Source organism: Nocardia fodinahabitans, assembly GCF_052983615.1.
This window is the reverse complement of sequence record NZ_JBRJJC010000001.1, coordinates 2,407,869-2,434,098: the sequence shown is the minus strand read 5'-3', so window position 1 is coordinate 2,434,098 and position 26,230 is coordinate 2,407,869. Positions and strand designations below refer to the sequence as shown.

At 69.0% G+C, this 26,230-nt stretch carries 30 protein-coding genes and 1 pseudogene; 18 read left to right on the top strand and 13 right to left on the bottom strand.

The window, feature by feature from the left end:
* Window positions 1–260 precede the first annotated feature (260 nt).
* The 6 genes from sucC to purH all read left to right on the top strand — a co-directional run bounded on the left by sucC (window position 261) and on the right by purH (window position 7,509).
* Window positions 261–1,427 (top strand): ADP-forming succinate--CoA ligase subunit beta, encoded by a 1,167-nt coding sequence (sucC, locus tag NV348_RS11470; protein WP_447146900.1) that lies wholly within the window; start codon window positions 261–263, stop codon window positions 1,425–1,427.
* 11 nt (window positions 1,428–1,438) lie between these two features.
* On the top strand, window positions 1,439–2,356 hold the full coding sequence (gene sucD, locus NV348_RS11465) for a succinate--CoA ligase subunit alpha (RefSeq protein WP_364411645.1): 918 nt from the start codon (window positions 1,439–1,441) through the stop codon (window positions 2,354–2,356).
* Window positions 2,357–2,553: 197 nt separating this feature from the next.
* Window positions 2,554–3,618, top strand: a complete 1,065-nt coding sequence (locus NV348_RS11460; protein ID WP_447146899.1) for a DUF5336 domain-containing protein — start codon at window positions 2,554–2,556, stop codon at window positions 3,616–3,618.
* 113 nt (window positions 3,619–3,731) lie between these two features.
* Window positions 3,732–5,234, top strand: a complete 1,503-nt coding sequence (locus NV348_RS11455; protein WP_447146898.1) for a cell division protein PerM — start codon at window positions 3,732–3,734, stop codon at window positions 5,232–5,234.
* A gap of 56 nt (window positions 5,235–5,290) precedes the next feature.
* Complete coding sequence (gene purN / locus NV348_RS11450) at window positions 5,291–5,947, top strand: phosphoribosylglycinamide formyltransferase (RefSeq protein WP_447151003.1); 657 nt, start codon at window positions 5,291–5,293, stop codon at window positions 5,945–5,947.
* A complete protein-coding gene (gene purH / locus NV348_RS11445; protein WP_447146897.1) occupies window positions 5,944–7,509 on the top strand; it encodes a bifunctional phosphoribosylaminoimidazolecarboxamide formyltransferase/IMP cyclohydrolase in 1,566 nt (521 codons plus the stop codon). Before purN ends, purH begins: the two co-directional genes overlap by 4 nt.
* Window positions 7,510–7,575: 66 nt before the next feature.
* Here purH and NV348_RS11440 read toward each other — a convergent pair whose 3' ends face one another.
* The 3 genes from NV348_RS11440 to NV348_RS11430 form a co-directional block, all read right to left on the bottom strand.
* The gene (locus tag NV348_RS11440) at window positions 7,576–7,824 is read right to left on the bottom strand and encodes a hypothetical protein (RefSeq protein WP_447146896.1); all 249 of its coding nucleotides are present in this window, start codon (window positions 7,822–7,824) and stop codon (window positions 7,576–7,578) included.
* Window positions 7,825–7,835: 11 nt separating this feature from the next.
* Window positions 7,836–8,192 carry a TNT domain-containing protein gene (locus NV348_RS11435; protein WP_447146895.1) on the bottom strand — a complete coding sequence of 119 codons (357 nt, stop codon included), beginning with the start codon at window positions 8,190–8,192 and terminating at the stop codon, window positions 7,836–7,838.
* Between the two features lie 191 nt (window positions 8,193–8,383).
* Entirely contained in the window at window positions 8,384–8,827 is a 444-nt protein-coding gene (locus NV348_RS11430) for a hypothetical protein (protein WP_447146894.1), read from the bottom strand.
* Between the two features lie 214 nt (window positions 8,828–9,041).
* Between NV348_RS11430 and NV348_RS11425 the strand changes: the two genes are divergently transcribed.
* Window positions 9,042–9,605, top strand: a complete 564-nt coding sequence (locus tag NV348_RS11425; RefSeq protein WP_447146893.1) for a LysM peptidoglycan-binding domain-containing protein — start codon at window positions 9,042–9,044, stop codon at window positions 9,603–9,605.
* An 80-nt stretch (window positions 9,606–9,685) separates the two neighbouring features.
* Here NV348_RS11425 and rpsR read toward each other — a convergent pair whose 3' ends face one another.
* Genes rpsR through rpmB form a run of 4 tightly spaced genes read right to left on the bottom strand, consistent with a single transcriptional unit; the run spans window position 9,686 to window position 10,696 of the window.
* Window positions 9,686–9,943 (bottom strand): 30S ribosomal protein S18, encoded by a 258-nt coding sequence (rpsR, locus tag NV348_RS11420; RefSeq protein WP_447146892.1) that lies wholly within the window; start codon window positions 9,941–9,943, stop codon window positions 9,686–9,688.
* A gap of 32 nt (window positions 9,944–9,975) precedes the next feature.
* Window positions 9,976–10,281 (bottom strand): 30S ribosomal protein S14, encoded by a 306-nt coding sequence (gene rpsN, locus NV348_RS11415; RefSeq protein ID WP_447146891.1) that lies wholly within the window; start codon window positions 10,279–10,281, stop codon window positions 9,976–9,978.
* Window positions 10,281–10,451: a 50S ribosomal protein L33 gene (gene rpmG, locus NV348_RS11410; protein WP_019049259.1), complete on the bottom strand. Its 171-nt coding sequence runs from the start codon at window positions 10,449–10,451 to the stop codon at window positions 10,281–10,283. Before rpmG ends, rpsN begins: the two co-directional genes overlap by 1 nt.
* Window positions 10,452–10,459: 8 nt before the next feature.
* The gene (rpmB, locus tag NV348_RS11405) at window positions 10,460–10,696 is read right to left on the bottom strand and encodes a 50S ribosomal protein L28 (protein ID WP_019049258.1); all 237 of its coding nucleotides are present in this window, start codon (window positions 10,694–10,696) and stop codon (window positions 10,460–10,462) included.
* A 103-nt stretch (window positions 10,697–10,799) separates the two neighbouring features.
* Here rpmB and mrf point away from each other — a divergent pair, with 103 nt between their 5' ends.
* Genes mrf through rpmF form a run of 3 tightly spaced genes read left to right on the top strand, consistent with a single transcriptional unit; the run spans window position 10,800 to window position 12,541 of the window.
* A complete protein-coding gene (gene mrf / locus NV348_RS11400; protein ID WP_447146890.1) occupies window positions 10,800–12,101 on the top strand; it encodes a ribosome hibernation factor-recruiting GTPase MRF in 1,302 nt (433 codons plus the stop codon).
* Window positions 12,098–12,364: a type B 50S ribosomal protein L31 gene (locus tag NV348_RS11395; RefSeq protein ID WP_447146889.1), complete on the top strand. Its 267-nt coding sequence runs from the start codon at window positions 12,098–12,100 to the stop codon at window positions 12,362–12,364. Before mrf ends, NV348_RS11395 begins: the two co-directional genes overlap by 4 nt.
* Window positions 12,365–12,367: 3 nt before the next feature.
* Entirely contained in the window at window positions 12,368–12,541 is a 174-nt protein-coding gene (rpmF, locus tag NV348_RS11390) for a 50S ribosomal protein L32 (protein WP_447146888.1), read from the top strand.
* Window positions 12,542–12,731: 190 nt separating this feature from the next.
* Here rpmF and NV348_RS11385 read toward each other — a convergent pair whose 3' ends face one another.
* From NV348_RS11385 to NV348_RS11360, 6 genes are all read right to left on the bottom strand, one after another.
* Window positions 12,732–12,956, bottom strand: coding sequence for a hypothetical protein (locus NV348_RS11385; protein ID WP_355273495.1), 225 nt, complete (start codon window positions 12,954–12,956; stop codon window positions 12,732–12,734).
* 495 nt (window positions 12,957–13,451) lie between these two features.
* On the bottom strand, window positions 13,452–14,234 hold the full coding sequence (locus tag NV348_RS11380; RefSeq protein WP_447146887.1) for an MHYT domain-containing protein: 783 nt from the start codon (window positions 14,232–14,234) through the stop codon (window positions 13,452–13,454).
* Window positions 14,227–14,826: a GTP-binding protein gene (locus tag NV348_RS11375; protein WP_447151002.1), complete on the bottom strand. Its 600-nt coding sequence runs from the start codon at window positions 14,824–14,826 to the stop codon at window positions 14,227–14,229. Before NV348_RS11375 ends, NV348_RS11380 begins: the two co-directional genes overlap by 8 nt.
* A 4-nt stretch (window positions 14,827–14,830) precedes the next feature.
* A complete protein-coding gene (locus NV348_RS11370; protein ID WP_447146886.1) occupies window positions 14,831–15,202 on the bottom strand; it encodes a DUF742 domain-containing protein in 372 nt (123 codons plus the stop codon).
* Between the two features lie 6 nt (window positions 15,203–15,208).
* Window positions 15,209–15,613, bottom strand: coding sequence for a roadblock/LC7 domain-containing protein (locus NV348_RS11365; RefSeq protein WP_019049250.1), 405 nt, complete (start codon window positions 15,611–15,613; stop codon window positions 15,209–15,211).
* Entirely contained in the window at window positions 15,610–18,405 is a 2,796-nt protein-coding gene (locus NV348_RS11360) for a sensor histidine kinase (RefSeq protein ID WP_447146885.1), read from the bottom strand. Before NV348_RS11360 ends, NV348_RS11365 begins: the two co-directional genes overlap by 4 nt.
* 243 nt (window positions 18,406–18,648) lie before the next feature.
* Here NV348_RS11360 and NV348_RS11355 point away from each other — a divergent pair, with 243 nt between their 5' ends.
* The 8 genes and pseudogenes from NV348_RS11355 (at window position 18,649) to NV348_RS11320 (ending at window position 26,169) form a co-directional block, all read left to right on the top strand.
* Entirely contained in the window at window positions 18,649–19,335 is a 687-nt protein-coding gene (locus tag NV348_RS11355; RefSeq protein WP_189025881.1) for a response regulator transcription factor, read from the top strand.
* A 9-nt stretch (window positions 19,336–19,344) separates the two neighbouring features.
* On the top strand, window positions 19,345–20,805 hold the full coding sequence (locus NV348_RS11350) for an ATP-binding protein (RefSeq protein ID WP_447146884.1): 1,461 nt from the start codon (window positions 19,345–19,347) through the stop codon (window positions 20,803–20,805).
* 95 nt (window positions 20,806–20,900) lie between these two features.
* Window positions 20,901–22,538: a S1C family serine protease gene (locus NV348_RS11345; RefSeq protein WP_447146883.1), complete on the top strand. Its 1,638-nt coding sequence runs from the start codon at window positions 20,901–20,903 to the stop codon at window positions 22,536–22,538.
* The gene (locus NV348_RS11340; RefSeq protein WP_447151001.1) at window positions 22,538–23,080 is read left to right on the top strand and encodes a MogA/MoaB family molybdenum cofactor biosynthesis protein; all 543 of its coding nucleotides are present in this window, start codon (window positions 22,538–22,540) and stop codon (window positions 23,078–23,080) included. Before NV348_RS11345 ends, NV348_RS11340 begins: the two co-directional genes overlap by 1 nt.
* A 5-nt stretch (window positions 23,081–23,085) precedes the next feature.
* Window positions 23,086–23,268 carry a hypothetical protein gene (locus NV348_RS11335; RefSeq protein WP_447146882.1) on the top strand — a complete coding sequence of 61 codons (183 nt, stop codon included), beginning with the start codon at window positions 23,086–23,088 and terminating at the stop codon, window positions 23,266–23,268.
* Between the two features lie 520 nt (window positions 23,269–23,788).
* A pseudogene (locus tag NV348_RS11330) lies at window positions 23,789–24,470 on the top strand (MspA family porin).
* A 65-nt stretch (window positions 24,471–24,535) separates the two neighbouring features.
* Window positions 24,536–25,195: an MspA family porin gene (locus tag NV348_RS11325; RefSeq protein WP_447146881.1), complete on the top strand. Its 660-nt coding sequence runs from the start codon at window positions 24,536–24,538 to the stop codon at window positions 25,193–25,195.
* A gap of 305 nt (window positions 25,196–25,500) precedes the next feature.
* A complete protein-coding gene (locus NV348_RS11320; RefSeq protein WP_447146880.1) occupies window positions 25,501–26,169 on the top strand; it encodes an MspA family porin in 669 nt (222 codons plus the stop codon).
* Window positions 26,170–26,230: the final 61 nt, after the last annotated feature.

Here is a 26,230-nt window from a genome sequence, read left to right as displayed (position 1 = left end):
TAACGTAGTAGATCGTGAGGGGTCGCGGCTTTACGTGTCCCGACCTGCCACGGTGCCGGAAATCGCCGAAAAACTACTCGCCAGTAGCCTTGGCCAGCGGTTTTCCCGACCTCCCGTAACACGTCGTGACCTGCGCCACTTAGGATGAATGTGGCCGATTGGCCCTCCATGTGACTGGTTAGAGTCCGACCCGACCCGCTACCGACGTCGGGCCGCCAACAAAGACGTTGTCATAGCAACGCAGACGAGACGGTGAGTACATGGATCTCTTCGAATATCAGGCGAAGGAGCTCTTCGTTAAGCACGGAGTGCCTTCGTCCGAGGGTCGTGTTTGCGACACGGCCGAAGAAGCTCGCGCGATTGCCGAGGAAATCGGCAAGCCGGTGATGGTCAAGGCGCAGGTCAAGGTGGGCGGCCGTGGTAAGGCGGGTGGCGTCAAGTACGCCGCCACCCCGGAGGACGCGTTCACGCACGCGCAGAACATTCTCGGTCTGGACATCAAGGGCCACATCGTCAAGAAGCTCCTTGTCGCCGAGGCCAAGGACATCGCGGAGGAGTACTACATCTCCTTCCTGCTCGATCGTTCGAACCGCACCTACCTGGCCATGTGCTCGGTCGAGGGTGGCATGGAGATCGAAGAGGTCGCCGCCACCAAGCCGGACCGCCTGGCCAAGATCGCCGTGGACGCCGTCAAGGGTGTCGACCTGGCCTTCGCCCGTGAGATCGCGGAGAAGGGCCACCTGCCCGCCGACGTGCTCGACGCCGCGGCCGTGACCATCCAGAAGCTGTGGGAGGTCTTCATCTCCGAAGACACCACCCTGGTCGAGGTCAACCCGCTGGTGCGTACGCCGCAGGACGAGATCCTCGCCCTCGACGGCAAGGTCACCCTGGACGAGAACGCCGAGTACCGGCACCCCGACCACCTGAACTTCGCCGACGTCGAAGCGACCGACCCGCTCGAGCTGAAGGCCAAGGAGAACGACCTCAACTACGTCAAGCTCGACGGCGAGGTCGGCATCATCGGCAACGGCGCGGGCCTGGTCATGTCGACCCTGGACGTCGTCGCGTACGCCGGTGAGAACCACGGCGGCGTGAAGCCGGCCAACTTCCTCGACATCGGCGGCGGTGCTTCGGCTTCCGTGATGGCCGCGGGTCTGGACGTCATCCTGGGCGACGCGCAGGTCAAGAGCGTGTTCGTCAACGTCTTCGGTGGCATCACCGCGTGCGACGCGGTCGCCAACGGCATCGTGAAGGCGCTGGAGATCCTCGGCGACGCGGCCACCAAGCCGCTGGTCGTCCGTCTCGACGGCAACAACGTCGACGAGGGCCGCAAGATCCTCGCCGAGGCCAACCACCCGCTGGTGACGCTGGCCCAGACCATGGACGAAGGCGCCGACAAGGCTGCCGAACTGGCCGCAGCCAAGTAAGGAACACGAACATGTCCATCTTCCTGAACAAGGACAACAAGGTCATCGTCCAGGGCATCACCGGCGGCGAGGGCACCAAGCACACCGCGCTGATGCTGAAGGCGGGCACCAATGTCGTCGGCGGCGTGAACGCGCGCAAGGCCGGCACCACCGTCACCCACACCGACAAAGACGGCAACGAGATCGAGCTGCCCGTGTTCGCCTCCGTCGCCGAGGCGATCGAGAAGACCGGCGCCGACACCTCCATCGCGTTCGTGCCGCCCGCCTTCTCCAAGGACGCCATCATCGAGGCCATCGACGCGGAGATCCCGCTGCTCGTGGTCATCACCGAGGGCATCCCGGTGCAGGACTCCGCCTACGCGTGGGCCTACAACGTGGAGAAGGGCGAGAAGACCCGCATCATCGGCCCGAACTGCCCCGGCATCATCACCCCCGGCGAGGCGCTGGTCGGTATCACCCCGAACAACATCACCGGCAAGGGCCCGATCGGCCTGGTGTCGAAGTCGGGCACCCTGACCTACCAGATGATGTACGAGCTGCGCGATTTCGGTTTCTCGACCGCGATCGGCATCGGCGGCGACCCGGTCATCGGCACCACCCACATCGACGCCATCGAGGCGTTCGAGAAGGACCCCGAGACCAAGATCATCGTCATGATCGGCGAGATCGGTGGCGACGCCGAAGAGCGCGCCGCGGCCTACATCAAGGCCAACGTGACCAAGCCGGTCGTCGGCTACGTCGCCGGCTTCACCGCGCCCGAGGGCAAGACCATGGGCCACGCCGGCGCCATCGTCTCCAGCGGCGGCGGTACCGCGCAGGCCAAGCAGGAGGCGCTCGAGGCCGCCGGCGTGAAGGTCGGCAAGACGCCGTCCGCCACCGCCGCGCTGGCGCGCGAGATCCTGGAGAAGGCGTCCATCGCTTCTGCGTGATCCATCGCAACACCTACGAAGGCCGCCTCCAGGTTCGACGGAGGCGGCCTTCGTCGATTCTCCACAGGGCCGTGGTTGTCCACAGCCCGATCGGTAGGTGATGACCGGGGACGGGACGTGCAGTAGCGTCAGTAACCGGATCAGCACCAGTCAGTTCGACGCGACCGATGCGCACGACTCGACAAGGAGACGACGACATGTCATACCCGACCGGGGGCTCCGGGTACAACGCACCCGCGACACCCGCCGCGCCCAGCCAGGGCCCGAGCACCGGAGCCGCCGCGGCTGCGCCATCGACCGCGGACGGTTCGGAAGGCAAAGGGCTGCCGTTCATTCTGACCGCCGCGACCGCCGGTCTCGGCGTGCTGACCTTCCTGCTCGGCTTCCTGCCGTTCGTCGGCGCCAAGCCGGTGACCATCGGCGGCACCACCGTGAGCAGCGACGAGACCGACAGCTTCTTCGCCTACTTCGGCGGCTCGGCCACGCTGTCCATCGTGCTGCTGGCCGGTCTGCTGGCCGGTGTGTCGTTGCTGCCCAAGCAGAAGCTGCTCGGCGCCGCGGCCGCGGCCGCGGTGGCGGGCCTGTTCGGCGTGCTCGCGCTGACCTTCTCGGTGCCCGAGGGCGCCGAGCTGGAGTTCGGTGCCTACATCGTGATCGTGTTCGCGCTGCTCACCGCTGCCGCCGCGATCGTCGCGGTGCTGTTCGAGCTGGGCATCATCAAGCCGCCGGCGCCCAAGCCCGCCCAGCCGCAGCAGCAGCCGGGTCAGTTCGGCCAGTACGGCCAGCAGGGCTACGGCCAGCAGCAGGGCTACGGCCAGGGCACCGGCCAGCAGGCCTACGGTCAGGGCGGTTACGGCCAGGGCCAGACCGGCGGCCAGTACCCGACCCAGTCGCCGTACGGCCAGCAGAGCCAGCCGTCGGTGCCGCAGCCGTCCTACGGTCAGCCCGGCCAGCAGGCGCAGCAGCCGTCCTACGGGCAGCCGCCGCAGTCGCCGTACGGCCAGCAGTACGGTGCGCCGCAGCAGCAGTCGCCGTACGGTGGTGCGCCGCAGGCGCAGCCGCGTCCGGACGAGAGCGCGACCCAGCACTTCGGCGCGCAGCAGCCCGGTCAGGGGCAGCCCTTCGGCGCGCCGACCTACGGTGGCGCGCAGCAGCCCGGTGCGGCCGCGCCGCAGCAGGGCCAGCCGTTCGGTGGTGAGCAGACCGCCGATCCGGCGGCCGACGCGACCACGGCGTTCCGCCCGAACGAGGACAACAAGTAAAACCGACGGCCGCCGCGCGTGGCACAGGTTCGATCGCGAGCCCACAGGTGCGCCTGTGGGCTCGCGGCGCGCCTGACCCGCGCCCGCCGGGGAAGCTGCCACGCTGAATTGTCATGAGCTCCCGTAACGCCCTCGTGCGCCGGACCTCCGGGTCACGCGGCGACAGGGAGGCCACCGCACCGCCATCCGGGCACCGTCACGAGCCGCCCTGGTGGTCGCTGTCGCCCGAGCGGGCGCGCACCCTGCTGCTGGTCGCCGCCCGGCCGACGATCTGCGGGCTGGCGGCGACGATCCTGCTCGTCCTGGTGGTCATGCTGACCACCGATACCGATCTGACCAGCACGCCGGGCGCGGTCGCGGCGACCTGGCTCGCCGCTCACCAGATTCCGCTGACCGTCGGCCGGACGACGCTGGGCGTGCTGCCGCTCGTCCCGACCGCGGTCCTGGTCTTGGTGGCCGCCCGTGAATGCGCGCGTGCGGTGCCCCGCCGCCCCACCCCGATCGAACTCGGGTGGCTCACCGGCGCCGTGCTCGCGGGTCCGCTGCTGATGACCGCGGTCTGCCTGGCCGTCACCGGGGACGCCGCGGGGGTCACCCCGCTCGAACCGCCGGGCCCGGTGACCGCGTTCGGCTGGGTGCTCGTGCTCTACCTCGGCGCGGCGGCGGGCGGGGTCGCCAGTCGCGCCTGGCCGTCGGTGTGCGCGCTGCTGCCGGTCGAGATCCCGGAATGGGCCGTGCTCGGCGCTCGCGCCGCGCGGCGCACGGTGCTGCGCATGCTCGGCTGCGCCGCGCTGGCCACCGCGGTGTCGTTCTTCCTGCATCTGTCCCGGCTCGACGGCGCGTACGACCAGGCGCACGACGTCACCGATGTCCTCGGCATGACGCTGTTGTCGCTGCTCTACCTGCCGAATGTGGTGATCGCCGCGGCCGGGATGCTGTGCGGGGCCGCGGTCCAGTTCGGTGCCGGGTCGGTCGGGCTGTTCGGCGTCACCGCCGGGCAGGTCCCCGTGTTGCCCGCGCTGATCCCGCTGCCGGAGGGTCCGTCGGCGGCCTGGTGGCCGGTGCTGTTGCTGGTGCCGATCGCGGTGGGTGTGCTCGGCGGGATCGAGTTGGGCCGCACCAGCGACGACCGGCCGGGCGCGCCGTGGGCGACGCTCACGTCCGCCGCGCTGTCCACACTGACCTTCCTGCTGCTCGCGATCCTCGGCGGCGGACAGCTCGGCGCCGTCGGCCGGGTCGGGGTCGACCTGCTGATGCTGGTCGTACTGATGGTCACCTGGTTCGGCTTCGGCGGTTTCGTCGGCATGTTCTTCGCCCGTCGCTTCCTCGCTCCCGCGGCCCCGGCCGAGGAATACGACGACGACTACGACGACCATGACGACTACGACGAGTACGACGACGAGGACGAGTACTACTACGACGACGAGGACGAAGACGACTACGACGACGACGATTCCGCCGTCGAGGTCGACGCCGAACTGGTCACCGACTTCGACGACGACGTCGAGGTGAGTATCGCCGCGCCGGGCTCCACGGTCGCGCCGACCGGCGACATCGTCGACGCGGAGGTCGTCGAGTCGGACCTGCCGGAAGGGGACAAGAGCACCGGTCGTTAAGCTCGACCCGGCGGTATCGCCGATCGCCGCGACCCGACACACGCAGGAGTAGAGCGCTGACGTCCTCGTTTGCCCAGTGGAAGCCCGCAGGGACACCGGCCACCGTCGTCGTCCTCGCCTCGGGAACCGGCTCGCTGCTCAACGCGCTGCTGGCCGCCGCGCGCGAGCCCGGCTATCCCGCCAAGATCGTCGCGGTCGGCGTCGACCGGGTGTGCCAGGCCACCGAACACGCCGAGACCGCCGGGATCGAGCACTTCCGCGTCGCGGTCAAGGACTTCGCCGACCGGGCCGCTTGGGACCGCGCGCTGACCGAGGCCGTCGACGCCTTCCAGCCCGACCTGGTGGTCTCCGCCGGCTTCATGAAGATCGTCGGTCCCGCGTTCCTCGAGCGTTTCGGTGGCCGGTTCATCAACACCCATCCCGCGCTGCTGCCGTCGTTCCCCGGCGCGCACGGGGTGCGCGACGCGCTCGCCTACGGCGCCAAGGTCACCGGCTGCACGGTGCACCTGGTCGACGGTGGCGTCGACACCGGCCCGATCCTCGCGCAGGAGGCGGTCGACGTGCTGCCCGGCGACGACGAGGCCGCCCTGCACGAGCGCATCAAGGTTGTCGAGCGACGGTTGCTGGCGGAGGTCATCGCCGCTGTCGCGACCCGAGGCATTGTCTCCGACGGACGAAAGGCAGAAATTCCAGATGAGCGAGCACGCCGGTGAGTGAACGTAAGGCGATCCGCAGGGCGCTGGTGAGCGTCTACGACAAGACCGGGCTCATCGAGCTGGCCACCGGACTGCACGCCGCGGGCGTGGAGCTGGTGTCGACCGGTTCGACCGCGGGCAAGATCGCCGAGGCGGGCATTCCGGTCACCAAGGTCGAGGACCTGACCGGTTTCCCGGAGACCCTCGACGGCCGGGTCAAGACCCTGCACCCCCGGGTGCACGCGGGCATCCTGGCCGACACCCGCCGCGCGGAGCACGTCGACCAGCTCGTCGAGCTGGGCGTGGAGGCCTTCCAGCTGGTGGTGGTGAACCTCTACCCGTTCACCCAGACCGTGGCCAGTGGCGCGAGCATCGACGAGTGCGTCGAGCAGATCGACATCGGCGGCCCGTCGATGGTGCGTGCCGCCGCGAAGAACCACCCCTCGGTCGGTGTGGTCGTCGACGTCAACGACTACGACGATGTGCTCGCCGCGGTGAAGTCGGGCGGCTTCACCCTCGCCGAGCGGACCGGGCTGGCCGCCAAGGCCTTCCAGCACACCGCGAGCTACGACGTGGCCGTCGCGAGCTGGATGGGCTCGGTCGCCGTGCCCGCCGTGCAGCCCGAGACCGAGCAGTTCCCGGGCTGGGTCGCCGGTTCGTGGGAGCGCGCCGCGGTGCTGCGCTACGGCGAGAACCCGCACCAGGCCGCCGCGCTGTACACCAGCAACGACGGCACGGTCGGCATCGCGCAGGCCGAGCAGCTGCACGGCAAGGAGATGTCGTACAACAACTACACCGACGGTGACGCCGCCTGGCGTGCCGCCTACGACTTCGACGAGCCCGCCGTCGCGGTGATCAAGCACGCCAACCCGTGTGGCATCGCCGTCGGCGCCGATATCGCCGAGGCGCATCGCAAAGCCCACGCCACCGACCCGGTCAGCGCCTACGGTGGCGTGATCGCGGCCAACCGCGAGGTCAGCGTGGAGATGGCCGAGCAGGTCGCCGAGATCTTCACCGAGGTGATCGTGGCCCCCGGCTACGCGCCCGGTGCGGTCGAGGTGCTGCAGCGCAAGAAGAACGTGCGCGTACTGGTGGCCGAGCCGCCGCAGCGCAAGGGTGTGGAACTGCGCCCGATCAGCGGCGGCGCGCTGCTGCAGGACCGCGACGTCCTCGACGCCGCGGGCGACGATCCGGCCAACTGGACCCTCGCCGCGGGCGACCCGGCCGACGCCACCACCCTGGCCGACCTCGAATTCGCTTGGCGCGCTTGCCGGGCCGTGAAGTCGAACGCGATCCTGCTGGCCGACGACGGCGCCGCCGTCGGCGTCGGCATGGGTCAGGTCAACCGGGTCGACTCCTGCAAGCTCGCGGTCGAGCGCGCGGGGGAGCGGGCCAAGGGCTCGGTCGCCGCGTCCGACGCGTTCTTCCCGTTCTCCGACGGCCCGCAGATCCTGGTGGCCGCGGGCGTGCGCGCTATCGTGCACCCCGGTGGCTCGATCCGCGACAAGGACACCGTCGAGCTCTGCAAGGAAGCCGGCGTCACGCTGTACCTGACCGGAGCGCGTCACTTCGCGCACTGAGTCACGGCGAACCCGACCGGGTGCCGCACCGAATCCTCGGTGCGGCACCCGTTTTCGTTATTGGGGTCAGTTCGATGCGGCACCGGTGAGGGTGGTCAGCATCCAGTCCGCGGCCGCGGACTCGGTGTCGAAGCGCGCCCGCACGTCGAATTGCCCACGCTCGTAGGCGCCGACCTCCCACCCGTTGTCGTGGCCGGGCCGTAGGAACCAGAAGTCGGTGGGTAGCGGATCGGATTCGTGCACACCGTCGATCTGATAGGAGCCGGGGGGCAGGCCCGCATCGGCGAGGGCGTCGCTGAGTTGTTGGCAACTCATGGTTACTCCGCTCAGGAGGGTCGTTCTTCGACGAGGTAGCCGTTCTGCGGCAGCCAGGTGACGCTCGAGGCCGCGCCTGCCTCGGGCAGGTAGCTCGACTCCAATTTGTACTGTGTGCCACCGCCGGGCTGTTCGAACCACGCGGCGATCGGACCCGCGTCGACCTGGAATGGTTTGAGGACGCAGTACAGGTGATAGTTGCTCAACGGCGTGCCGGCCGGAGTGTTCAGGTTCTGTGGCGGCAGGGCACGTGCGGCGAAAGCATCACCCTGTGGTGCGAGGAATTTCCCGCCCGCATAGCCGAAACGGTCGACTCGCTTGCCCGGCGCCAACGCCTGGGGGTGGCGCAGGGGATGGCCGCCACGCACGGCGAATCCGTCCGCCGGCGGGCCTCGACGGGATGAAACCGCGAGGGCTCATTACATCACCTCAGGCAGCCGAATCGGCTCCGGCCGTCATCCGCTTCGCCGGATTCGGCAGTTCATGTCGCTCGGGGCATTCTGGTGGGCGTCCGTACCGCGTGTGCCGTACAGATTCCCTTGTGTGGCACACGAGTTCGCTATCCGGCGTCGACCACCTGGCGGCTGCCCAGCGGCGCCTTCAGGGTGATCTCCACGGTGCCGAAGACGGCGTTCATGGTGCACATCTTGCCGACCGCGTCGGCGCGGGTGCCCGCGCGCAGGGCGACGGCGACCGCGGTGGCCGACTCGGTGACGGTGGCGTCGACGCCGTAGCACTCGGGGTTACCGGTCTGGAAGTTGACGCCGATCATGTTGTCGCTCAGGCGAGTCCACGAGGTAAAGGGCAGCGGGTGCGGGTTGACGATGGTGGGATCGGGGGTGAAGCGGTGGCCGAGGCTCGCGTTGCCGTCTTCCGGCCGGGCGCTCGGGGTCGTCGAATTCGATTGGGGTGCAGCGTCATCGGAGCTCGAGCAGGCGGTGAGCGGGCCGAGCAGCACGGCCAGGGCGGCCGCGGCGGCGGTGAAACGCGACGTCGTTCGCATGACGCGAGCCTAGTCGGCGTGGCGCGCGGCCTCGCGCGGGTGCGTAGGGCATCCTGGATGCGGTACTCCTCACAGTGAACTTTCCGCGAACCCTGCGCGTAACTCACCCATTTCGGCTCGGTGGGGACTACATTCGCTTGCGATGCGACGCCGTGGCATACGGCGAGCATCAATCTGTTGGATGCTCTGCAACTGGATCTTCGAAAGGACGAACGTGGGCGACACGCTGCGCGTAGGCGAAGAACTGGGACTGGGACAGTCCCTGACCGGCGGTGCGTACACCCTGGCCCTGCAGCCGGACGGCAACCTCGTGCTGACCGAGCCCGACGGCAACGTCGTGTGGGCCGCACAAACTCACGGGCAGGACGTGCAGCGCGCGGCTCTGCAGCACGACGGCGATTTCGTCATCTACAAGGGTGACGGCTCGCGCGTCTGGGCGACCGACACCAGCGGCAAGAACGTCGAGCGTCTGGTCGTGCAGCCCGACCGCAACGTCGTGCTCTACGGCACCGACGACTCGGTCGCGTGGGCCACCGCCACCAACACCGACAACCCGCTGCCGGCCCCCGAGCCGGAGCCGGTCGCCGCCGCCCCGATCGCCGAAGAGGTCCCCCCGCCGCCGGCGGCGCAGACCTACACCGTCGAGCCGGGCGACACCCTGTGGGCCATCTCCGAGCGCTTCTACGGCGACGGCAACCGCTACTCCGAGATCGCTGCCGCCTCCGGCATCGACAACCCGGACCTGATCAACGCGGGCCAGGTTCTCACCATCCCGTGATGACGTAGTCGCGGCGCTCATCGCCTGCACAACGAAAGTGGCCCCGAGGCAACAGCTTCGGGGCCACTTTCGCGTTCGGGCTACTTGCTGGTGGTGAAGGGCAGCAGCGCCATTTCGCGGGCGTTCTTCACCGCGACGGCGACCTGACGCTGCTGCTGCGGGGTCAGGCCGGTCACGCGGCGGCTGCGGATCTTGCCGCGATCGGAGATGAAGGTGCGCAGCAAGTTGACGTCTTTGTAGTCGACGACCTCGATGCCCGCGGCGATCAACGGGTTCTTCTTCGGCTTACGGCCCTGCTCGGCGCGTGCCTTCTTGGACGGTGCTCGCTTCACTGCCATGCGATGTTCCTTCTCACGAGATCAGTGGGTGTCTACCAGCTCGATTTGTGGACCCCAGGGAGCTCGCCCCGGTGGGCCATCTCGCGCACACGAACACGGGAGAGGCCGAACTTCCGGAGATGGCCGCGTGGCCGGCCATCGGCTGCATCCCGATTGCGCAATCGTACCGGACTGGCGTCGCGGGGCTGGTTGCGCAGTTCGGCCTGCGCGGCGGCGCGCTCGGCGTCCCCGGTGGACGACTTGCGGATGAGCTCCTTGAGCTCGGCGCGCCGAGCGGCGTAACGCTCGACGATCGCGCGGCGCTGCTCGTTGCGGGCGATCTTGGACTTCTTCGCCATCAGCGCTCCTCGCGGAAGTCGACGTGCTTGCGCACGACGGGGTCGTATTTGCGCAGGACCAGCCGGTCGGGGTCGTTGCGGCGGTTCTTGCGGGTGACGTAGGTGTAGCCGGTCCCCGCGGTGGACTTGAGTTTGACGATCGGCCGGATATCGGTCGACTTCGAGGCCATGGGTGCTCCTAGATCTTGTCGCCCCGAGCGCGGATGCGAGCCACCACGGCCTCGATCCCGTCCCGGTCGATGGTCTTGATGCCCTTGGCGGAGACCGTCAGCGTGATGCGGCGGCCCTCGCTGGGCAGGTAGTAGGTCTTGCGCTGGATGTTGGGGTTCCAGCGCCGGTTGGTGCGCCGGTGTGAATGCGAGACGGCTTTTCCGAAGCCGGGCTTGCGACCGGTGACCTGGCAGTGGGCCGACATGCGACCTCCCTCCATAGAGATGACAACCATTTTCGACAACAGTTATTCCGCACTGTACCGTTGGGGTAACGTAAATGAAAATCGTTATCGAAAGGGGTATCGGGTGCTGGACCAGTCCGACCGGAGAACGCCCGTCGTGCTGTTGGCCGGCTTCTCCGGACCTGCCATGACCGGCGTCGAGCACATCGCGGCGACACTGAGCGCGGACGCGGGCACCGTGGTGGTGCACCACGACCTCGCCGAGCTGCGCGAAGGTGTCGTGCGGCGCACGGTGCGCACCGCGGGCACCGTCACGACCACCGTGCTGGAACTCGCGCACGGCTGCGTGTCGTGCACGCTGCGCGCGGATCTGCTGCCGATGCTGTGCACGCTCGCCGCCCGCGAGCACGTGCGCCGCATCGTGCTCGCGCTCGACCCGGCCATCGAGGCCGAGGCGCTGTGCCACGCGATCGACACGGTCGAGGTGACCGGAGTGGCGGATCGGGTCGACGGGCCCGCGAGCCGGAACGTGCGGATCGAGGCCACGCTGACCTGCCTGGACGGGCAGCAGTGGCTCGCCGACGCCACCGGCGACGAGGTGCTGGCCGACCGCGGGCTCGCCGCGGCCGACGACGAGCGGACTGTCGCGCAGGTGGCCGTGGGCCAGGTCGACTTCGCCGACGCGCTGGTGGTGCTCGCCACCGATGTCGACGCGCTCGAGCGTGAACGGCTCGGCGCCGTCCTCGGGCGGCTGGCCCCGGCCGCGCCGGTCGCCTGGCTCGACGAACTCCCGGCCTTCGACGCGGTCGAGATCGGCGCGCTGCTGACCCGCGTCCCGGCCGACGCGCGCCGCGGCCGGATCTTCGACGCGCACGCGCCGCTGCTGCGCGGTCAGCCGCCGCTGACCACCGACTGTGGCGTCTCGCTCATCGAATTCGCCGCGCGCAGACCGTTCCATCCAGGCCGGCTGCACGACGCGCTGGACGTGCTGTTCGACGGTGTGGTCACCGCGCGCGGCCGGATCTGGCTGGCCACCCAGCCCGACCAGGTGGTGTGGCTGGAATCGGCGGGCGGTGGCCTGCGGGTCGGCGGCGCCGGTCGCTGGCTGGCGGCGATGGACGCCGAGGAGCAGGCCGAGGCCGACCCGGACCGCCGGGCGATGGCCGCGCTGCGCTGGGACGAGCGGTTCGGCGATCGCGATGTGTCGCTGGTGATCCTGGCCCACGACGCCGATCCCGCCGAGATCCGGCACGCACTGCACTGGGCGCTGGTCGAGGACGACGAGCTGCTGCTGGTCGACCGGGCACCGGAACGAGTCGCGTTGTGGGAGGACCCCTTCGGCGACTGGCACGAAGACCCCTGCGCCGATCCGTCCGAGGCCGCGGCCACGGCGGGCGAGCGCACCGAGAGAGGAGAAACATCATGAAAGCGGGCATCCATCCCGACTACCACCCGGTGGTCTTCGAGGATTCGAGCACCGGCAAGCGGTTCCTGACCAGGTCGACCTCGACCAGCGACCGCACCGTCGAGTGGACCGACGGCAAGACCTATCCGCTGCTGATGGTCGATGTCACCTCGGACTCGCATCCGTTCTGGACCGGTACCCATCGCAACCTCGACACCCAGGGCCGGGTGGAGAAATTCGAGCGCAAGTACGGAAAGCGCTCGCGCGCGGGCAAGGAGGGCTGAGCCGTGGCGGTTCCGAAGCGCAGGATGTCGCGGTCGAACACCCGCAGCAGGCGTTCGCAGTGGAAAGCGGAAGTTCCGCAGCTGGTTCCCGTGACCGTCGGCGGTGTGGAATACAAGGTGCCGCGCCGTATCGTCGGCGCCGTCCGAAAAGGCGTGATAGACCCGACGAAATTCTGATCCTGGCGGTCGGCCGTGAGGATCACGTTCGCGGCCGGTCTCGCGTCCGAGGTGCGAGGTCGGTCGTGACAACTGTGTTCGCGGCCCGCCTCGCGTCCGAGGGGCGAGACGTCCCGGCGAAGCCGAAGTATCGCCCCTCGGACGCGAGGCACAAGGGGGCCGCGAACCCGCGGCGCCAGCCGCCTTTAACTCAGCCCTCGCGCTCGGCCAGTTCGGCCAGGGCCGCGGCGAGCTGGAAGAACTTGTTGCTGCCGAGGTCGGCGATGGTCTTGATCTTCAGGGCCTCGAGCAGCTGCTTGTCGTGCGCCTCGGTCAGGCCGGCCAGGGCCGACGGCGGCGCGGCAAGGATTTCCTTCAGCGTCTTGTTCTCGTATTCCTTGTCGAGAACTTTGTCGAGCACCACGTTGACGGCCATGCGAACTCCTTCGGACGAACCTTGGATGTGCTGGGCGAGACGAATGCGCCCTCGGCGACGATAACCCGATGCGGCGCCTGCTGGGGGCCGAACGCGCCGTCAGCGGCCGGTTCTTCCGCACCTGCTGTCCAGGGGGCTTTCATCGAGGTGGTTATGCCTGTTCAGCGCTGTTTTGGTGGGTGCGGGGCAATCGGTCGGTTAACCATGTGACGCATGCCACTTGGCTTGAGCAGGGCTAACGGCTTGCCGGGTGATTGCTGGAAGGCGGATAACCAACTCTTGGTTTGTTTTGTGGCACAAGAAAATTCCCCAGTGGCTGATGCGGAGTCCTTGGCGGGTATGTACTCTCGTGCGGGAGGGCGGGTTCTCCGGTGACGGAGAACCCGCTCATCGCCACTTCAGGGGCGGTTTTCGGGCCGGATGCGGCCCGCCGCGAGGGATTCGGCGAGCGGGGCGCTCGTCCACAATTTTTCCGACAAACCGGACGTTAGCTGGTTACCGGACGGTGACGGCGCGTGCCTCGCGCTGGCGTTCGGCGGCATCGCGTCGATCCGGCGCGATCAGCACCGCGGTGATCGGCACCGTCAGACCCAATGCGCCGAGCACGAACATCGGGAACACCAGGTCGAACGGCGTGAGGCCGCCCGGCGTCCGGCTGCCCGGATCGATCGTGAACTCCAGTGCGGCGACCGCGGTGTAGTACACGGCGGCGACGCCGAGCGCGAACAGTACCGAGGCCGCGACCCGCACCAGGACCAGGCGCACGACCTGGAAGGCCCATAGTGTCGCGGTGCACAGTGCCATCGACGCCAGCACGGAGACGCCGATCAAGCCCAGCGACTCGTCTACGGTGCCCTGCACGGTCAGCGCGTCCAGGGTCAGGTAGGTCGACAGGCCGACGCTGAGCCCCATCGTCAGCCCGCCGACGATCAGCCGTGGCAACTGCGGGGTCCGGCCGGCGATCAGCAGGCCCGCCAGCACACCGACGACCGCGGTGGCGGCCGCCGCGGCGCCGAGCGCGGCGTTGTACCGCAGCGTGGTCTCGGGCACCCGGATGCCGAGCAGTGCCACCGAATTCGCCAGCCACAGCCCGACCCCGCCGAGCGAGACCGCCGCCATGGTCAGCCAGAGCATCCGGAACCGCTGGGAGTACTTGGCGTGCCGCACACAGGCGAACGCCACCAGCGCGCCCAGGATCGACAAACCGAACGCGACCCAGGCGATGCCGGTACCGCGGCCGAACGTTTCCGCGCCGGTCGCGGCGAGCACCTCAACCACGCCGGCCGGCCTCCTCGAACTGCTGCGGCTCGAGCTGCGCGATCGCGTACTCGGTGACTGCTGCCAGCGCCTGCCTGACCTCGACCGCGTTGCGCGCGTCGATGTCGACGATCGGGATGCCCTCGCGCACCGAGAGCGCTTCGCGCAGTTCGGCGATCGGGAAGCGCGGGGCGTTCGGGAAGCGGTTCACCGCGATCAGGAACGGCAGGCCGCGCGCCTCGAAGAAGTCGACCGCGGCGAAACTGTCCTCCAGCCTGCGGGTGTCGATCAGCACCACCGCGCCGATGGCGCCGCGGATCAGGTCGTCCCACATGAACCAGAACCGCTTCTGGCCCGGGGTGCCGAACAGGTACAGCACCAGGTTGCCCGGCAGCACGATCCGGCCGAAGTCCATGGCGACGGTGGTCGTCTCCTTCTCCGGCGTCTCGGCGAGATCGTCGATGCCGTCGGAGAAGTGGGTCACCATCGCCTCGGTGCGCAGCGGAACGATCTCCGATACCGCACCGACGAAAGTCGTCTTACCCGCCCCGAATCCACCGGCCACGACGATCTTGGTCGACGCGACCCGCTGATCGGGGTTCGTGGGGCGCATGCCCTCAGAGGCCACGGAGTCCACGCAAAGTCCTCTCCATCAGTGATCGGCGTTCGTCATAGCTCGCCTGCTCGGTCAGCGTCGAATGCACTCGAAGAATCCCGCCGACTACGAGATCGCCGATCATCACCCGGACCATACCCAGTGGGCGTCCGAGGTATGCAGCTATTTCCGCGACCGAGAGCCGATGTGTGCCCAGTCGCATGATTTCGGCGCGCAGATCCCCTGCGGGCCATTCCATATGCGCGGTGTAGGAGACCGTTTCCACCACTGCCTCCAGTGGCAGCGAGATCGCGGGCTCGGTCCGGCCTGAGGTCAGAGCGTAGGGCCTGACCCGGGTGGTCGGCCGGTTTTCTGATCCGTACGGGCTCGACATCTCACCTCAGCCGGCGGAGCGGGCGGTGGCGGTGACCGCCGAGCCCACCCGGTCGACGAGCAACGCCATCTCGTAGCCGATGCGGCCGATGTCGTGGCTCTTGTTGGCCAGAACCGCCAGGTGCGAGCCGTTTCCGACGCTCATCACCAGCAGGTACCCGCGCTGCATCTCGACGATCGACTGCATCACCTTGCCGCCGTCGAACAGATGCGCCGCACCCATCGAAAGACTCGCCAGCCCCGCCGTCACCGCGGCCAGCTGTTCGGCCCGGTCCGACGGCAGGTGCGGACTGGTCGCCTGCAGCAGGCCGTCCGCCGACACCAGCACCGCGTGCGAGACGCCGGGCACATCCCGGGTGAAGCGGGCGACCAGCCAATTCAGATTCTCGTCCGTGGGGTGCGCGTTGCTCATTCGAGGCCTCCGTCGTTGTACTGGATCTCGGCACGGCCACTGCGGACGCCGCTGAGATGTCTGGTCAAGTTGTTGCGGATCTCCTCGGGATCGCGAGCACCCGCCTCCTCGGCCGGGGTGAGACCGCCGGGGACCAGCTGAGCGCCCGGTTTACGGATCGGCAGGCCACCGCTGGTGCGCGACGATGTCGGTGGATTGCCCGCGCTGGCCGCTGCCGACCAGCCCGCGTCTCCGGGGGAACTCCATGATGCGCCGTTGCCGCCGGATTCGGCAGTGGCGGAAGCGGGTTCGACGAGCCATTCCGAGACCATCCGCTGATAGATGGGGGTCGGGGCCTCGCCGGGCACCGGCTGTAGCCGGGTGCTCGCGGTCGGCATCGGGTCCGCCTGAGCGACCGGCGCGGGTGCCGGTGCAGGCATGGGCTCGGGTTCGGGTCGGCGCGGCACCTGCCGCGTCTCGGTGAGCTCACTGAGCGCGGAAGCGGGAACGCGTTGCGGCAGGCCGATCGTCCTCGGCGCCGGGTCGTTCACCGGGGTGGGCGCCGGGACCGGCAGGTCGTCGGTGTCGTGCTCGTGCTCGGCCCACAGCCCGGTCGGCTCCTGGGGCTCCGGCTCGGGCTCGACGGCTTCGGGCTGCTGGCCGTTGAGCGGGCGACGTTGCGGCAGCCCGCTACCGGTCAGCGGCGCCGACGGCGGCTCGGCGTCCGCGCCGGTGCCGAACCCGGGCGGCACGAGGGGATTCGGGCCGGTCGGCACCAGCGGATTCGGACCGGCGGGCACGGGCACGACGAGCGGCTGTGGACCGGTCGGCGACAGGATCGGGTTGGGGCCGGTGATGTCGGCCGGGGTCAGCGCGTGCGGGCCGATGGCCGGGGGCACCAGTGCGTGCGAGCCGGTCGACACGATCGGGTTGGGGCCGGTCGGCGGTCCCGACACCACGGGCGGCGGCGAGACGAGCGCGCTGGGCAGATGCACGCTGGCGGTGATGCCCGGCTGCGGCGCCTGGGTGGAGGTGCGCCGCAGGCTGACGGTGATGGTGTGCCGCTTGGCCAGCCGGCCGACGACGAAAAGACCCATCCGGCGGGCGGTCTCGATGGTGACCTCACCACCGGAGGCGAGCCGGTCGTTGGTGGTCTGCAGATCGTCGGCGGACATGCCGAGACCGCGGTCGGTGATCTCGATCAGGTAGCCGCCGTCGACCGCGCGGCCGACGAGGACCGCCACCGAGGTGCTCGGCGGGGAGTAGCGCAGCGCGTTGTCGATGAGCTCGGCGAGCAGGTGCTCGATGTCGACCGCCGACTCACCGGCGACGACACCGTCGGGCACGTTGCCGATCTCGACCCGCTGGTAGTCCTCCACCTGCGAGACCGCGCTCCACAGCATGTCCGACAGCGGCACCGGCGGCAGGTGACCGCGGCGCAGCACGGTACCGGCGAGCACGAGCAGGTTGTCGCCGTTGCGGCGCATGCGGGTGGCGAGGTGGTCGAGCCGGAACAGCGTCTGCAGGCGCGAGGGGTTGTCTTCGTCGTGCTCGAGTTCCTCGATGAGCGCGAGCTGCTGCTCGACCAGCGACTGGCTGCGCCGCGACAGCGTCTCGAACATGTTGCCGATCTGCAGGCGCAGGCGCGCCTGGTCGGCGGCCAGATTCAGCGCCTGCTCGTGGATCTCGTCGACGGCGCGGGCGAGCTGACCGATCTCGTCGGTGGAATGCACGCCCACCGGGGCGATCTCGGGGGTCGCGCCGCCGCTGCGGACGACCGCGAGCTCGTCGGGCAGCTTCACGTGCGCGACCTCGAGCGCGTCGCGACGCAGCCTGCGCACCGGGACGACCAGCGTGCGGGCCACCGCGAGGGCCAGCGCCAGACCGGCCAGCAGCATGCCGAGCACCAGCGTGGTCTCGCGCAGCGCGCCGGTCTGGGCGTTGGCGGTGTTCGTCTCGAGCGTGTGGTCGATGCTGTCGAGCAGGGCGGCCAGGCTCGACGCGTAGGTGTCGGCGCTGACCTGCAGCGTGTTGAGCACCGCGGCGTTGCTGGTCGGGTCGCCGCTGTTCTGGCTGAGCACGCTCATCCTGGTCTGGACGGCGTCCATCATCGCGGCCCTGCTGCCCGCCTTCTCCGGCATGATCATGGCGTAGGTCATGATCGTGGTCATCTCGGAGCCGAGCTCGACCAGCATCCGCGCCCGCGCGCTCTGGCTGCGGCCCGCGTCGGGCGACACCACCAGCAGGCGCTGGTGAGTGAGGATCCGGCGCGCCTGGTGCAGCGCGGTCAGCTGCAGGAAGTAGCGCTGGACGACGAAGTCCTCGACGTTCGGGGTCTGCGCGAGCGCGTTGGCGATCCGCTCGGCGATCTCGTCGGACTGCTCACCGACCATCGCCGGGGAGCCGCCGCGCACGGTGTTGCGCAGAGTGGCGCCGGTCGCGGTGGCGGCGGTGAGTTCGGTCTGGATGGTCGGCGAGAGCCGGGCCGAGCGCATGGCGCTCTGTACCTCGGCCAGCGCCTGATCGTAGGTGGTGAGCGCCGCGTCGGTCTGCGGGTCGGCGATCGCACCCCAGTTGGCCGTCGCCGCGACCGCGAGTTGCTCGGTGGCGGTGGCGAATTTGACGACGGGCCGGATGACGGTGGCTTGTTCGGTGGCGGCACTGAGCTGCGTCATCATTTGCAGCTCGTTGTTGATCCGGAGCACGGCGAACGTGGTCGCCAGCATCACCGGCAGCACCAGCACCACACCGACCTTGCGCGTAACCGACCAGTTCGACAGGCTGAATTGCCAGGAGCGCGATGCAGGTTCCATCCGCGTGCGTTGCCTCTGCTTCCACGTGAGACCCCGGCCCGCGCGGGGAGGTCGCGGAGTGATGCGAGCGCAGAACCAACTGGAGGTCTTCTTTTACCGCAGGAAAGATACCCGCCTGGGTGGTCATCGGCAATCCGGACCACGCGGTCTGCAATTCGCCGAATATGCGCTGGCACATCGCGACCGCCACGCGAGGCGTGTCCCTCTCAGTACGTTCTCAGTCGATCACGGCAAACTGGGCACATGCGCATTCTGGTAGTCGACGACGATCGCGCCGTGCGGGAATCACTGCGACGGTCGCTGAGCTTCAACGGCTACACCGTCGACCTGGCGGTGGACGGCATGGACGCGTTGGAGAAAGTCACCGCGGCCAGGCCCGATGCCCTGGTTCTCGATGTGATGATGCCGAGGCTGGACGGCCTCGAAGTGTGCCGCCGCCTGCGCAGTACCGGCGATGATCTGCCGATTCTGGTATTGACCGCCCGGGATTCGGTCTCCGAACGCGTCGCGGGTCTCGACGCGGGCGCCGACGATTATTTGCCGAAGCCTTTCGCGTTGGAGGAATTGCTGGCGCGTTTACGCGCGCTGCTGCGCAGGCGAGCACCCGACCCGGGCGAGGCGTCCGAAGCGATGGTGTTCGCTGATCTGTCGCTGGATCCGGTGACCCGTGAGGTCTCGCGCGGCGAACGCGCCATCAGCCTCACCCGAACCGAGTTCTCGTTGCTCGAGATGTTGATGGCCAATCCGCGTCGCGTGCTCACCCGCGGCCGCATCCTCGAAGAGGTCTGGGGCTACGACTTTCCCACCTCGGGAAATGCGCTGGAGGTCTACATCGGCTATTTGCGGCGCAAGACCGAGGCCGACGGCGAGGAACGCTTGATCCACACGGTGCGCGGCGTCGGGTACGTGCTGCGCGAGACCCCTCCGTAGGCGGCGGCCATGGCACCCAAGGAACCCGCGGTCGCCGTCCTGCGACACCCGCCGGACGCGGGGGAGATGCGCCCACCGATGCCGCTGACACGCTCGGTGTCGCTGCGCTGGCGGGTGACGCTGCTGGCCGCGTCGGTGGTGCTCATCGCCGTCGCGGTCACCTCCATCGCGGCCTACGCGATGGTGGCGCGCGCGCTCTACGCCGACGTCGACGCCCAGCTCGAGGCCCGCGCGGCGACGATGATCAACAACAACTTCGAGACGCTCGGCTTCCAGTCGATCGTGCTGGCCGGGCTGTTCTCCAACGACGTCGGCGTCGCGCTGATCTACGCCGACCACAAGCCGTACATGCCCCCGCAGCAGACGATTCCGCCGGTCGGCGCGCAGGAGCTCGCGGTCGCCGACGGCAAGATCAACTCGTCGCTGCGCACCGTCGGTGACCAGCGGGTGCTCGCCGCGCGCACGCACAGCGGCGCGACGCTGATCATCTCGCAGAAGCTCTACCGCACCCGTGAGGTGCTCGACCGGCTGGCGTGGCTGCTGTTCGTCGTCGGCGGCTGTGGCGTCGTGCTCGCCGCTGCGGCGGGCACCGCGGTGGGTCGCACCGGCCTGCGCCCGATCGCCCGGCTGACCGCCGCGACCGAGCGGGTCGCCCGCACCGACGACCTCACCCCGATCCCGGTCACCGGTGACGACGAACTGGCCAGGCTCACCGAGAGTTTCAACACGATGCTGCGGGCGCTGGCCGAGTCCCGCGATCGCCAGCGCAGGCTCGTCGCCGACGCAGGCCACGAACTACGCACCCCGCTGACCTCGCTGCGCACCAACATGGAGCTGCTCATCGCCTCGGGCCGGCCGGGCGCGCCCCGGCTGCCCGACGAGGACATGGCCGAGCTGCGCGCGGATGTGGTTGCCCAGATCGAGGAGCTCTCGACGCTGGTCGGCGACCTGGTCGACCTGGCTCGCGAGGACGCGCCCGAAACCGTGTACGAGCGAGTGGATCTCGGCGAGGTGGCCGAGCGCGTACTCGAGCGTGCGCGACGCAGGCGCACCGGCATCACCTTCACCGCCGAACTGCGCCCGTGGTTCGTCTACGGGCACGAGGCGGGCCTGGAACGCGCGGTGCTCAACGTGCTCGACAACGCCGCCAAGTGGAGTCCCGGCGACGCCGAGGTCAGGATCACCATGCGCCCGGCCGGGCCGGGCCTGCTCGAGCTGGCGGTCGCCGACGCCGGTCCCGGCATCCCCAGCGCCGAACGTGAGCTGGTGTTCGAGCGCTTCTACCGGACCACGGCCTCGCGCTCGATGCCCGGTTCCGGGCTGGGACTCGCGATCGTCAAGCAGGTGGTCACCAAGCACGGTGGCACGATCGCGATCGACACCTCCGACCGCGGCGGCGCCCTGGTCCGGATCGTGTTGCCCGGTGAGGCGCCCGCGGTACCGGACGACTCCGAGCCCGGCTCGGTGTGATCGGCCGCGGAGTCTCGGCGAACTGACGGGGCGATCTCAGCCGCTTCTCAGTACCCGTCACGAAGCTGGTCAGCAAGCGTGAGGAGACAGACACCATGACCGACGATCCCCAGCAGCGACCTGCTGACCAGCCCGCCGACCCCGGATCGGGCCGCGCGGATCATCCCGCCGAGGCGCGGTTCCCGGGCCAGGTCCCGGCGCCCACCTCGGGCCAAGGGCCCGCTGCCGCACAGCCCTCGGGACCGGGGCCGTACCCGGGTCAGCAGGCGCCGTTGCCCGGCGGCACGGCACCGGCGTCCGGCCCGGTGCCGACCGGCGGCGGCCATCCCCATGGCCAAGTGCCGCCCCACGCTCCCGAGCAGCCGTACGGCGCGGCGTCCTCCCACAGCGCCGAGCAGCCGTACGGCGCAGCACAGCCCTTCGGTGCCGCGGGCGGCCACGCCTCCGAGCAGCCGTACGGCGCGGGTCACTCCCACAACCCGCAGCCGTCCGGCGCGGCGCACGGCACGGCACCGCTGCCGGGCGTGTCTGCTTACGGTGCGCCGCATGGTCACCAGGCGCCGGGGCAGCCGCCGTTCGGGGCGCAGTCCGGTCCGTTCGCGGCCGCGCCCACCCCGGCGCCGCCGCGCAAGCCGCTGCGTCTCGGCCTGGTGGCGGGGGCGACGGCGTTGGCCCTGGTCAGTGGTGGCGTCGGCGGGGTGGTCGGCGTGCTGGCCACCGGCTCGGACTCGGCCCAGGTGACCAACGCGCTCGATGCCCCCAAGCCCGCGGTCAACAATGTCGCCAATGCCCCGGCAGGCTCGACCCAGGCGGTAGCTCAGCGGGTGCTGCCCAGTGTCGTGATGATCAAGGTGGCCGGTGCGCGGGCCTCCGGCGAGGGCTCCGGGGTCGTGCTGTCGACCGACGGCCTGATCCTCACCAACAATCACGTCGCGGCCGGCGCGGGCGCCTCGGCGAAGATGGAAGTGGTGTTCAGCGACGGCAGCACCGCGCCCGCCACCATGATCGGCGCCGACCCGGTCTCGGATCTGGCCGTCATCAAGGTCAGCGGCAAGAGCGGGCTCACCCCGATCGAACTGGGCACCTCCGATGGCCTCGCGGTGGGTCAGCCGGTGATCGCGATCGGCTCGCCGCTCGGCCTGGCGGGCACCGTCACCACCGGCATCGTCTCCGCGCTCAACCGCCCGGTCTCGACCAGCGGTGAGGGCACCCCCAGCCAGGTCAACCCGGTGATCGACGCGATCCAGACCGACGCGGCGATCAACCCGGGCAACTCCGGCGGCGCGCTGGTCGACGGCCAGGGCAAGCTGATCGGCATCAACACCGCCATCGCCAGCCTCGGCGGCGAGGCCGCCGGCGGCGCGCAGAGCGGATCGATCGGCCTGGGCTTCGCGATCCCGGTGGATCAGGCCCGCCGGGTCGCCGACGAACTGATCAAGACCGGCCACGCCACCTACGCCCAGATCGGCATCAAGCTGCGGCCGCAGGACACCGCGGCCCGGGTACTCGAGGTCACCCCGGACGGGCCCGCGGCCAAGGCGGGCGTGCCCGCGGGCGCGGTCGTCACCCGGCTCGACGACCGGCCGATCGACTCCGGCGACGCGCTGATCGCGGCGGTCCGCTCGCATCAGCCGGGCGACAAGGTGAAGCTCACCTACACCGACGAGCAGGGCGGCAACGCCAAGACGGTCGAGGTCACCCTCACCGGTGCGGCGGCGGAGGGTGGCCGATGATGCGTTCGAGCGCGGCGCTGTCGTGCGTAGGCGCTACGGTGATGAGCATGGACATCGATGCTCCCGTGGCAGGGCGTGCACTGGTTGTTGTCGTCGACGATCGGACGGCGCATGGCGGCGTGGATTCGTTCGGCCCACTCGTCACCGAACTGCTCAGCGAGGCGGGATTCCTCGTCGACGCTTCGGTGACGGTGCAGGCCGAAGAGGTCGAGATCCGCAATGCGCTCAACACCGCGGTGATCGGCGGCGTCGATCTGGTGATCTCGGTCGGCGGTACCGGTATGTCGCCGCGCGATGTCACCCCGGAGGCCACCGCGCAGGTGCTCGACCGGGAACTGCCCGGCATCACCGAGGCGCTGCGGGCCTCGGGCCGGGTGGCCGGTTCGCTGGACGCGGGTCTGTCGCGCGGTGTCGCCGGCATCTCCGGCAGCACCCTGGTGGTGAACCTGCCGGGTACCCGTTCGGCCATCCGCGACGGCATGGCGACGCTGGGCCCGCTCGCGAGCCGGGTGATCGGCGAGCTCTCCGGATTGGACGAGTGAGGACGATGACGTCGTCGGACAGCACGTCGCCGCAGGGCCAGGAGGCCGCCCGGCGCAAAGCCGCCGAGGCCGCGCGCCTGGCTCGCATCTTCGGCGACGTGCTGCCCGAAACCACCGGCGACGAGCGCGGCGGGCGCTCGGATAACGACGAATGGTTACGTTCGCAGGTGCCACCGCACCACGGGTGACCGCACCGTTATCTACGTAGCCGCTACGTAATAGGCACTCACCGAAATGCCGTTTTCGATGTGATTGCGAACGGGTGACAATTCCTCGGGACCACGCGAAAGCGTGGTCCTTTGTCGTATAAGTGTTCGAAACCCGCCGGTAACCACTTCCGGTCCACCCCCGTTGACACGGCGGAGGGGGATGCATTTATGCACGTCAAAGCATGTGACCATGTGCGCATCTGTGCTGGGAGTCACAATGAAATTTACGAACTCTTTCGTTGCCGGAACGACGGCGCAGCGTTTAATGTTCGCCATCGAGCCATCAACTATTGGTCCCCGCAGTACCCCACTTCTATGCGTTGAACCACCCGGTGGAACCCTGGCTCGGGTTCGCCACACCGGCCCCGGCCGTATCGTCGAAATAACAGTTGGTTACGTAACGGCAACAAAGGGGCGACACACTGAGCTGGGCCTGTGAGGTCCACCCGTCCGGTCTCGAAAGTCGAGACCGGCTGTTAGACACCTGATGAGGGGAAGTATGAGCGAGAACCGCACCACCGGTGTGCGCCGCGGCGCCCGTGCCGCGGGCGTCGGCGCTGCCGCGGCCGCCGTGGCTTTCGGCCTGCTGTCGACCGGTGCCGCCAACGCCGACACCTTCGTGCCGTTGCCGGACGGCCAGAAGGTCAGCCCTGCCGGCGTGACCATCACCCGTACGGGTGAGCACGCTTTGATCTCGCCGTCGCTGGCCGCCAACGGCGCGGGTCGCGTCGTCTGGGTCTCCGGCACCGCGCTGGCCGAGGTCGCCGACACTCCCGAGGGCGAGGTCGGCCCCTGGAACGGTCCGTCCGGCCGCCCCGGTTCCAACAACTCCTCCACCCACGGCACCTCCCAGCTGAACACCGGCTACATCGTCGGTTGCCAGGTGAGCATCGCCGACGACGCGATCGGCGCCGGCGTGTCCGGTGGCCTGAGCACCGGTGGCGTGAGCGCCGGGCGGTTCGATCGGCGTCAACCTGGGCCCGGGCGAGGTCAAGTTCGTGCAGATCAGCTCGAAGGACATCCAGAAGGCCGGCACCTACGCGATCGATTACCAGGACGCCGAGATCGAGATCCAGGGCTGCGCCGGCTACGCGCAGGCCCGGGCGTACACCGTGGTCGAGATCATCGGTGACAACTACTCGAAGACCACCCTGTACGGCATGCCGTTCAGCATCGGCTGACGTCTTTCGAACCGGCACGAATCTTCTTCTCGCTGCGGCGAACTCAATCCTCGAGGGACAATCCTATGATCAACCGTAAGTTCATGGCGCGGATGGCGGGCGTCAGCGCCGCGGCCACCGTGGCCGTCGGCCTGTTCTCCACGGGCGCGGCCAACGCCGACACCTTCGTTCCCCTGCCGGGCGGCCACATCACCAAGACCCTGTCCGACGGCACCGTCGTCGAGATCAGCCTGGTGGGCGAGTCGGCCAACATCAGCCCGTCGATGGGCTCCACCCCGGTGCACCGCAACGCGTGGGTCTCCGGTAGCGCGCAGGTCACCGTCTCCGACGGCGGCTCCGGCAAGATCTTCCCGGGCTACACCGTCGGCTGCCAGGTCAACATCGCCGGCGGCGGTGTCTCCGGCGACGCGACGGTCGAAAGCGACTGGGAGGGCAACGCTTCCGGTGGCGTCGGCACCGGCGGCGAGCTCTCGCTCGGCCCCGGCCAGTCGAAGTCGTTCTACATCCTCGACATCGAGAAGGCCGACGACTTCGGTAGCGAGTCGCACGGCAAGTCGAACAAGTTCAAGAACGGCAGCGGCTCGGTGACCTGGTCGGATTCGACCATCGGTCTGTCCGGCTGCGGCGGCTACGCGCAGGCTCGTGCCTTCGTGAGCGTCGAGGTCGAGACCGACAACGTCATCAGCTGGGTGACCCTGTGGGGTCAGCCGTTCAGCCTGGGCTGATCTGTCGATCACGAACGCACAACGGGCCGGTCGCCATCGCGACCGGCCCGTTTGTTGTGCCGTCAATGTTTGTGGCGCTGGACATTGAGGTGTCCCCTCATTATGTTTGTGGCGAAATGACTGCAGTGCGGTCGTTATCACCACGAGTTTCGTGCTTTTCAGCTTCTCGATACACCTCCCGGCTGGGCGAATCTGCCCTGTTGCCAGCGACGCGGTCCGCGGACCCGTCTGGGCTGGGTCCGGGCGCAGCACAGATATCGACCTCGACGGTCGAGGTCGATTTTGCGTACACCTCGAGGGGAAGTATGAGCGAGAACCGCACCAACCGCGTGCGTCGCGTCGCCTTCGGCGCCGGCGCCGCAGTGGCCGTGACGATCGGCCTGCTGTCGGCCGGTGCTGCCAACGCGGATACCTTCGTGCCGTTGCCGGACGGCCAGAAGAACGGTCCCGGCGTCACTGTCAGCCGTACCGGCGAGAGCGCTGTCGTCTCGCCGTCGCTGGCCGCCAATGGTGCGGGGCGCGTCGTCTGGGTATCGGGCAACGCTCGCGCCGATGTGCAGGTCACGCCGGAGGGCGAGGTGGGTCCGTGGAACGGCCCGTCCAACCGCCCCGGTTCCAACAATTCGTCGACGCACGGCGCGTCGCAGCTGAGTACCGGCTACGTCGTCGGCTGCCAGGTGAGTATCGGTGACGACGCGATCGGGGGCCAGATCGGAGTCGGTCTGGACACTGGCGGCGCGATCGGTGAGGGCTCCATCGGCCTGGATCTCGGTCCCGGTGAGGTGGCCTTCGCCCAGATCAGCTCCAAGGACATTCTGAAGCCGGGCGTCTACTCGGTGGAGTACCAGGACGCCGAGATCCAGATCCAGGGGTGCGCGGGCTATGCCCAGGCACGGTCGTACACGGTCGTCGAGATCATCGGTGACCACTACTCGAAGACCACCCTGTACGGCATGCCCTTCAGCATCGGCTGATCACGGCCGATTCGACGAAATTCTCGCTAGCTCAAACGAATTCACCCTCGAGGGGTCAACA

What these genes read in the sequence shown, in the direction of transcription:
- NV348_RS11395 (WP_447146889.1), top strand. Translation starts at nt 12,098, where the DNA reads ATGAAAGCGGGCATCCATCCCGACTACCACCCGGTGGTCTTCGAGGAT.
- NV348_RS11370 (WP_447146886.1), bottom strand. Translation starts at nt 15,202, where the DNA reads ATGTCGAGCCCGTACGGATCAGAAAACCGGCCGACCACCCGGGTCAGG.
- NV348_RS11340 (WP_447151001.1), top strand. Translation starts at nt 22,538, where the DNA reads ATGCGTTCGAGCGCGGCGCTGTCGTGCGTAGGCGCTACGGTGATGAGC.
- sucD (WP_364411645.1), top strand. Translation starts at nt 1,439, where the DNA reads ATGTCCATCTTCCTGAACAAGGACAACAAGGTCATCGTCCAGGGCATC.
- NV348_RS11325 (WP_447146881.1), top strand. Translation starts at nt 24,536, where the DNA reads ATGATCAACCGTAAGTTCATGGCGCGGATGGCGGGCGTCAGCGCCGCG.
- NV348_RS11345 (WP_447146883.1), top strand. Translation starts at nt 20,901, where the DNA reads ATGACCGACGATCCCCAGCAGCGACCTGCTGACCAGCCCGCCGACCCC.
- rpsR (WP_447146892.1), bottom strand. Translation starts at nt 9,943, where the DNA reads ATGGCAGTGAAGCGAGCACCGTCCAAGAAGGCACGCGCCGAGCAGGGC.
- NV348_RS11365 (WP_019049250.1), bottom strand. Translation starts at nt 15,613, where the DNA reads ATGAGCAACGCGCACCCCACGGACGAGAATCTGAATTGGCTGGTCGCC.
- NV348_RS11440 (WP_447146896.1), bottom strand. Translation starts at nt 7,824, where the DNA reads ATGAGTTGCCAACAACTCAGCGACGCCCTCGCCGATGCGGGCCTGCCC.
- rpmB (WP_019049258.1), bottom strand. Translation starts at nt 10,696, where the DNA reads ATGTCGGCCCACTGCCAGGTCACCGGTCGCAAGCCCGGCTTCGGAAAA.
- NV348_RS11360 (WP_447146885.1), bottom strand. Translation starts at nt 18,405, where the DNA reads ATGGAACCTGCATCGCGCTCCTGGCAATTCAGCCTGTCGAACTGGTCG.
- NV348_RS11350 (WP_447146884.1), top strand. Translation starts at nt 19,345, where the DNA reads ATGGCACCCAAGGAACCCGCGGTCGCCGTCCTGCGACACCCGCCGGAC.
- NV348_RS11430 (WP_447146894.1), bottom strand. Translation starts at nt 8,827, where the DNA reads ATGCGAACGACGTCGCGTTTCACCGCCGCCGCGGCCGCCCTGGCCGTG.
- NV348_RS11385 (WP_355273495.1), bottom strand. Translation starts at nt 12,956, where the DNA reads ATGGCCGTCAACGTGGTGCTCGACAAAGTTCTCGACAAGGAATACGAG.
- sucC (WP_447146900.1), top strand. Translation starts at nt 261, where the DNA reads ATGGATCTCTTCGAATATCAGGCGAAGGAGCTCTTCGTTAAGCACGGA.
- rpmG (WP_019049259.1), bottom strand. Translation starts at nt 10,451, where the DNA reads ATGGCCTCGAAGTCGACCGATATCCGGCCGATCGTCAAACTCAAGTCC.
- NV348_RS11460 (WP_447146899.1), top strand. Translation starts at nt 2,554, where the DNA reads ATGTCATACCCGACCGGGGGCTCCGGGTACAACGCACCCGCGACACCC.
- rpsN (WP_447146891.1), bottom strand. Translation starts at nt 10,281, where the DNA reads ATGGCGAAGAAGTCCAAGATCGCCCGCAACGAGCAGCGCCGCGCGATC.
- NV348_RS11455 (WP_447146898.1), top strand. Translation starts at nt 3,732, where the DNA reads ATGAGCTCCCGTAACGCCCTCGTGCGCCGGACCTCCGGGTCACGCGGC.
- NV348_RS11375 (WP_447151002.1), bottom strand. Translation starts at nt 14,826, where the DNA reads ATGCGCCCCACGAACCCCGATCAGCGGGTCGCGTCGACCAAGATCGTC.
- NV348_RS11320 (WP_447146880.1), top strand. Translation starts at nt 25,501, where the DNA reads ATGAGCGAGAACCGCACCAACCGCGTGCGTCGCGTCGCCTTCGGCGCC.
- NV348_RS11335 (WP_447146882.1), top strand. Translation starts at nt 23,086, where the DNA reads ATGACGTCGTCGGACAGCACGTCGCCGCAGGGCCAGGAGGCCGCCCGG.
- NV348_RS11355 (WP_189025881.1), top strand. Translation starts at nt 18,649, where the DNA reads ATGCGCATTCTGGTAGTCGACGACGATCGCGCCGTGCGGGAATCACTG.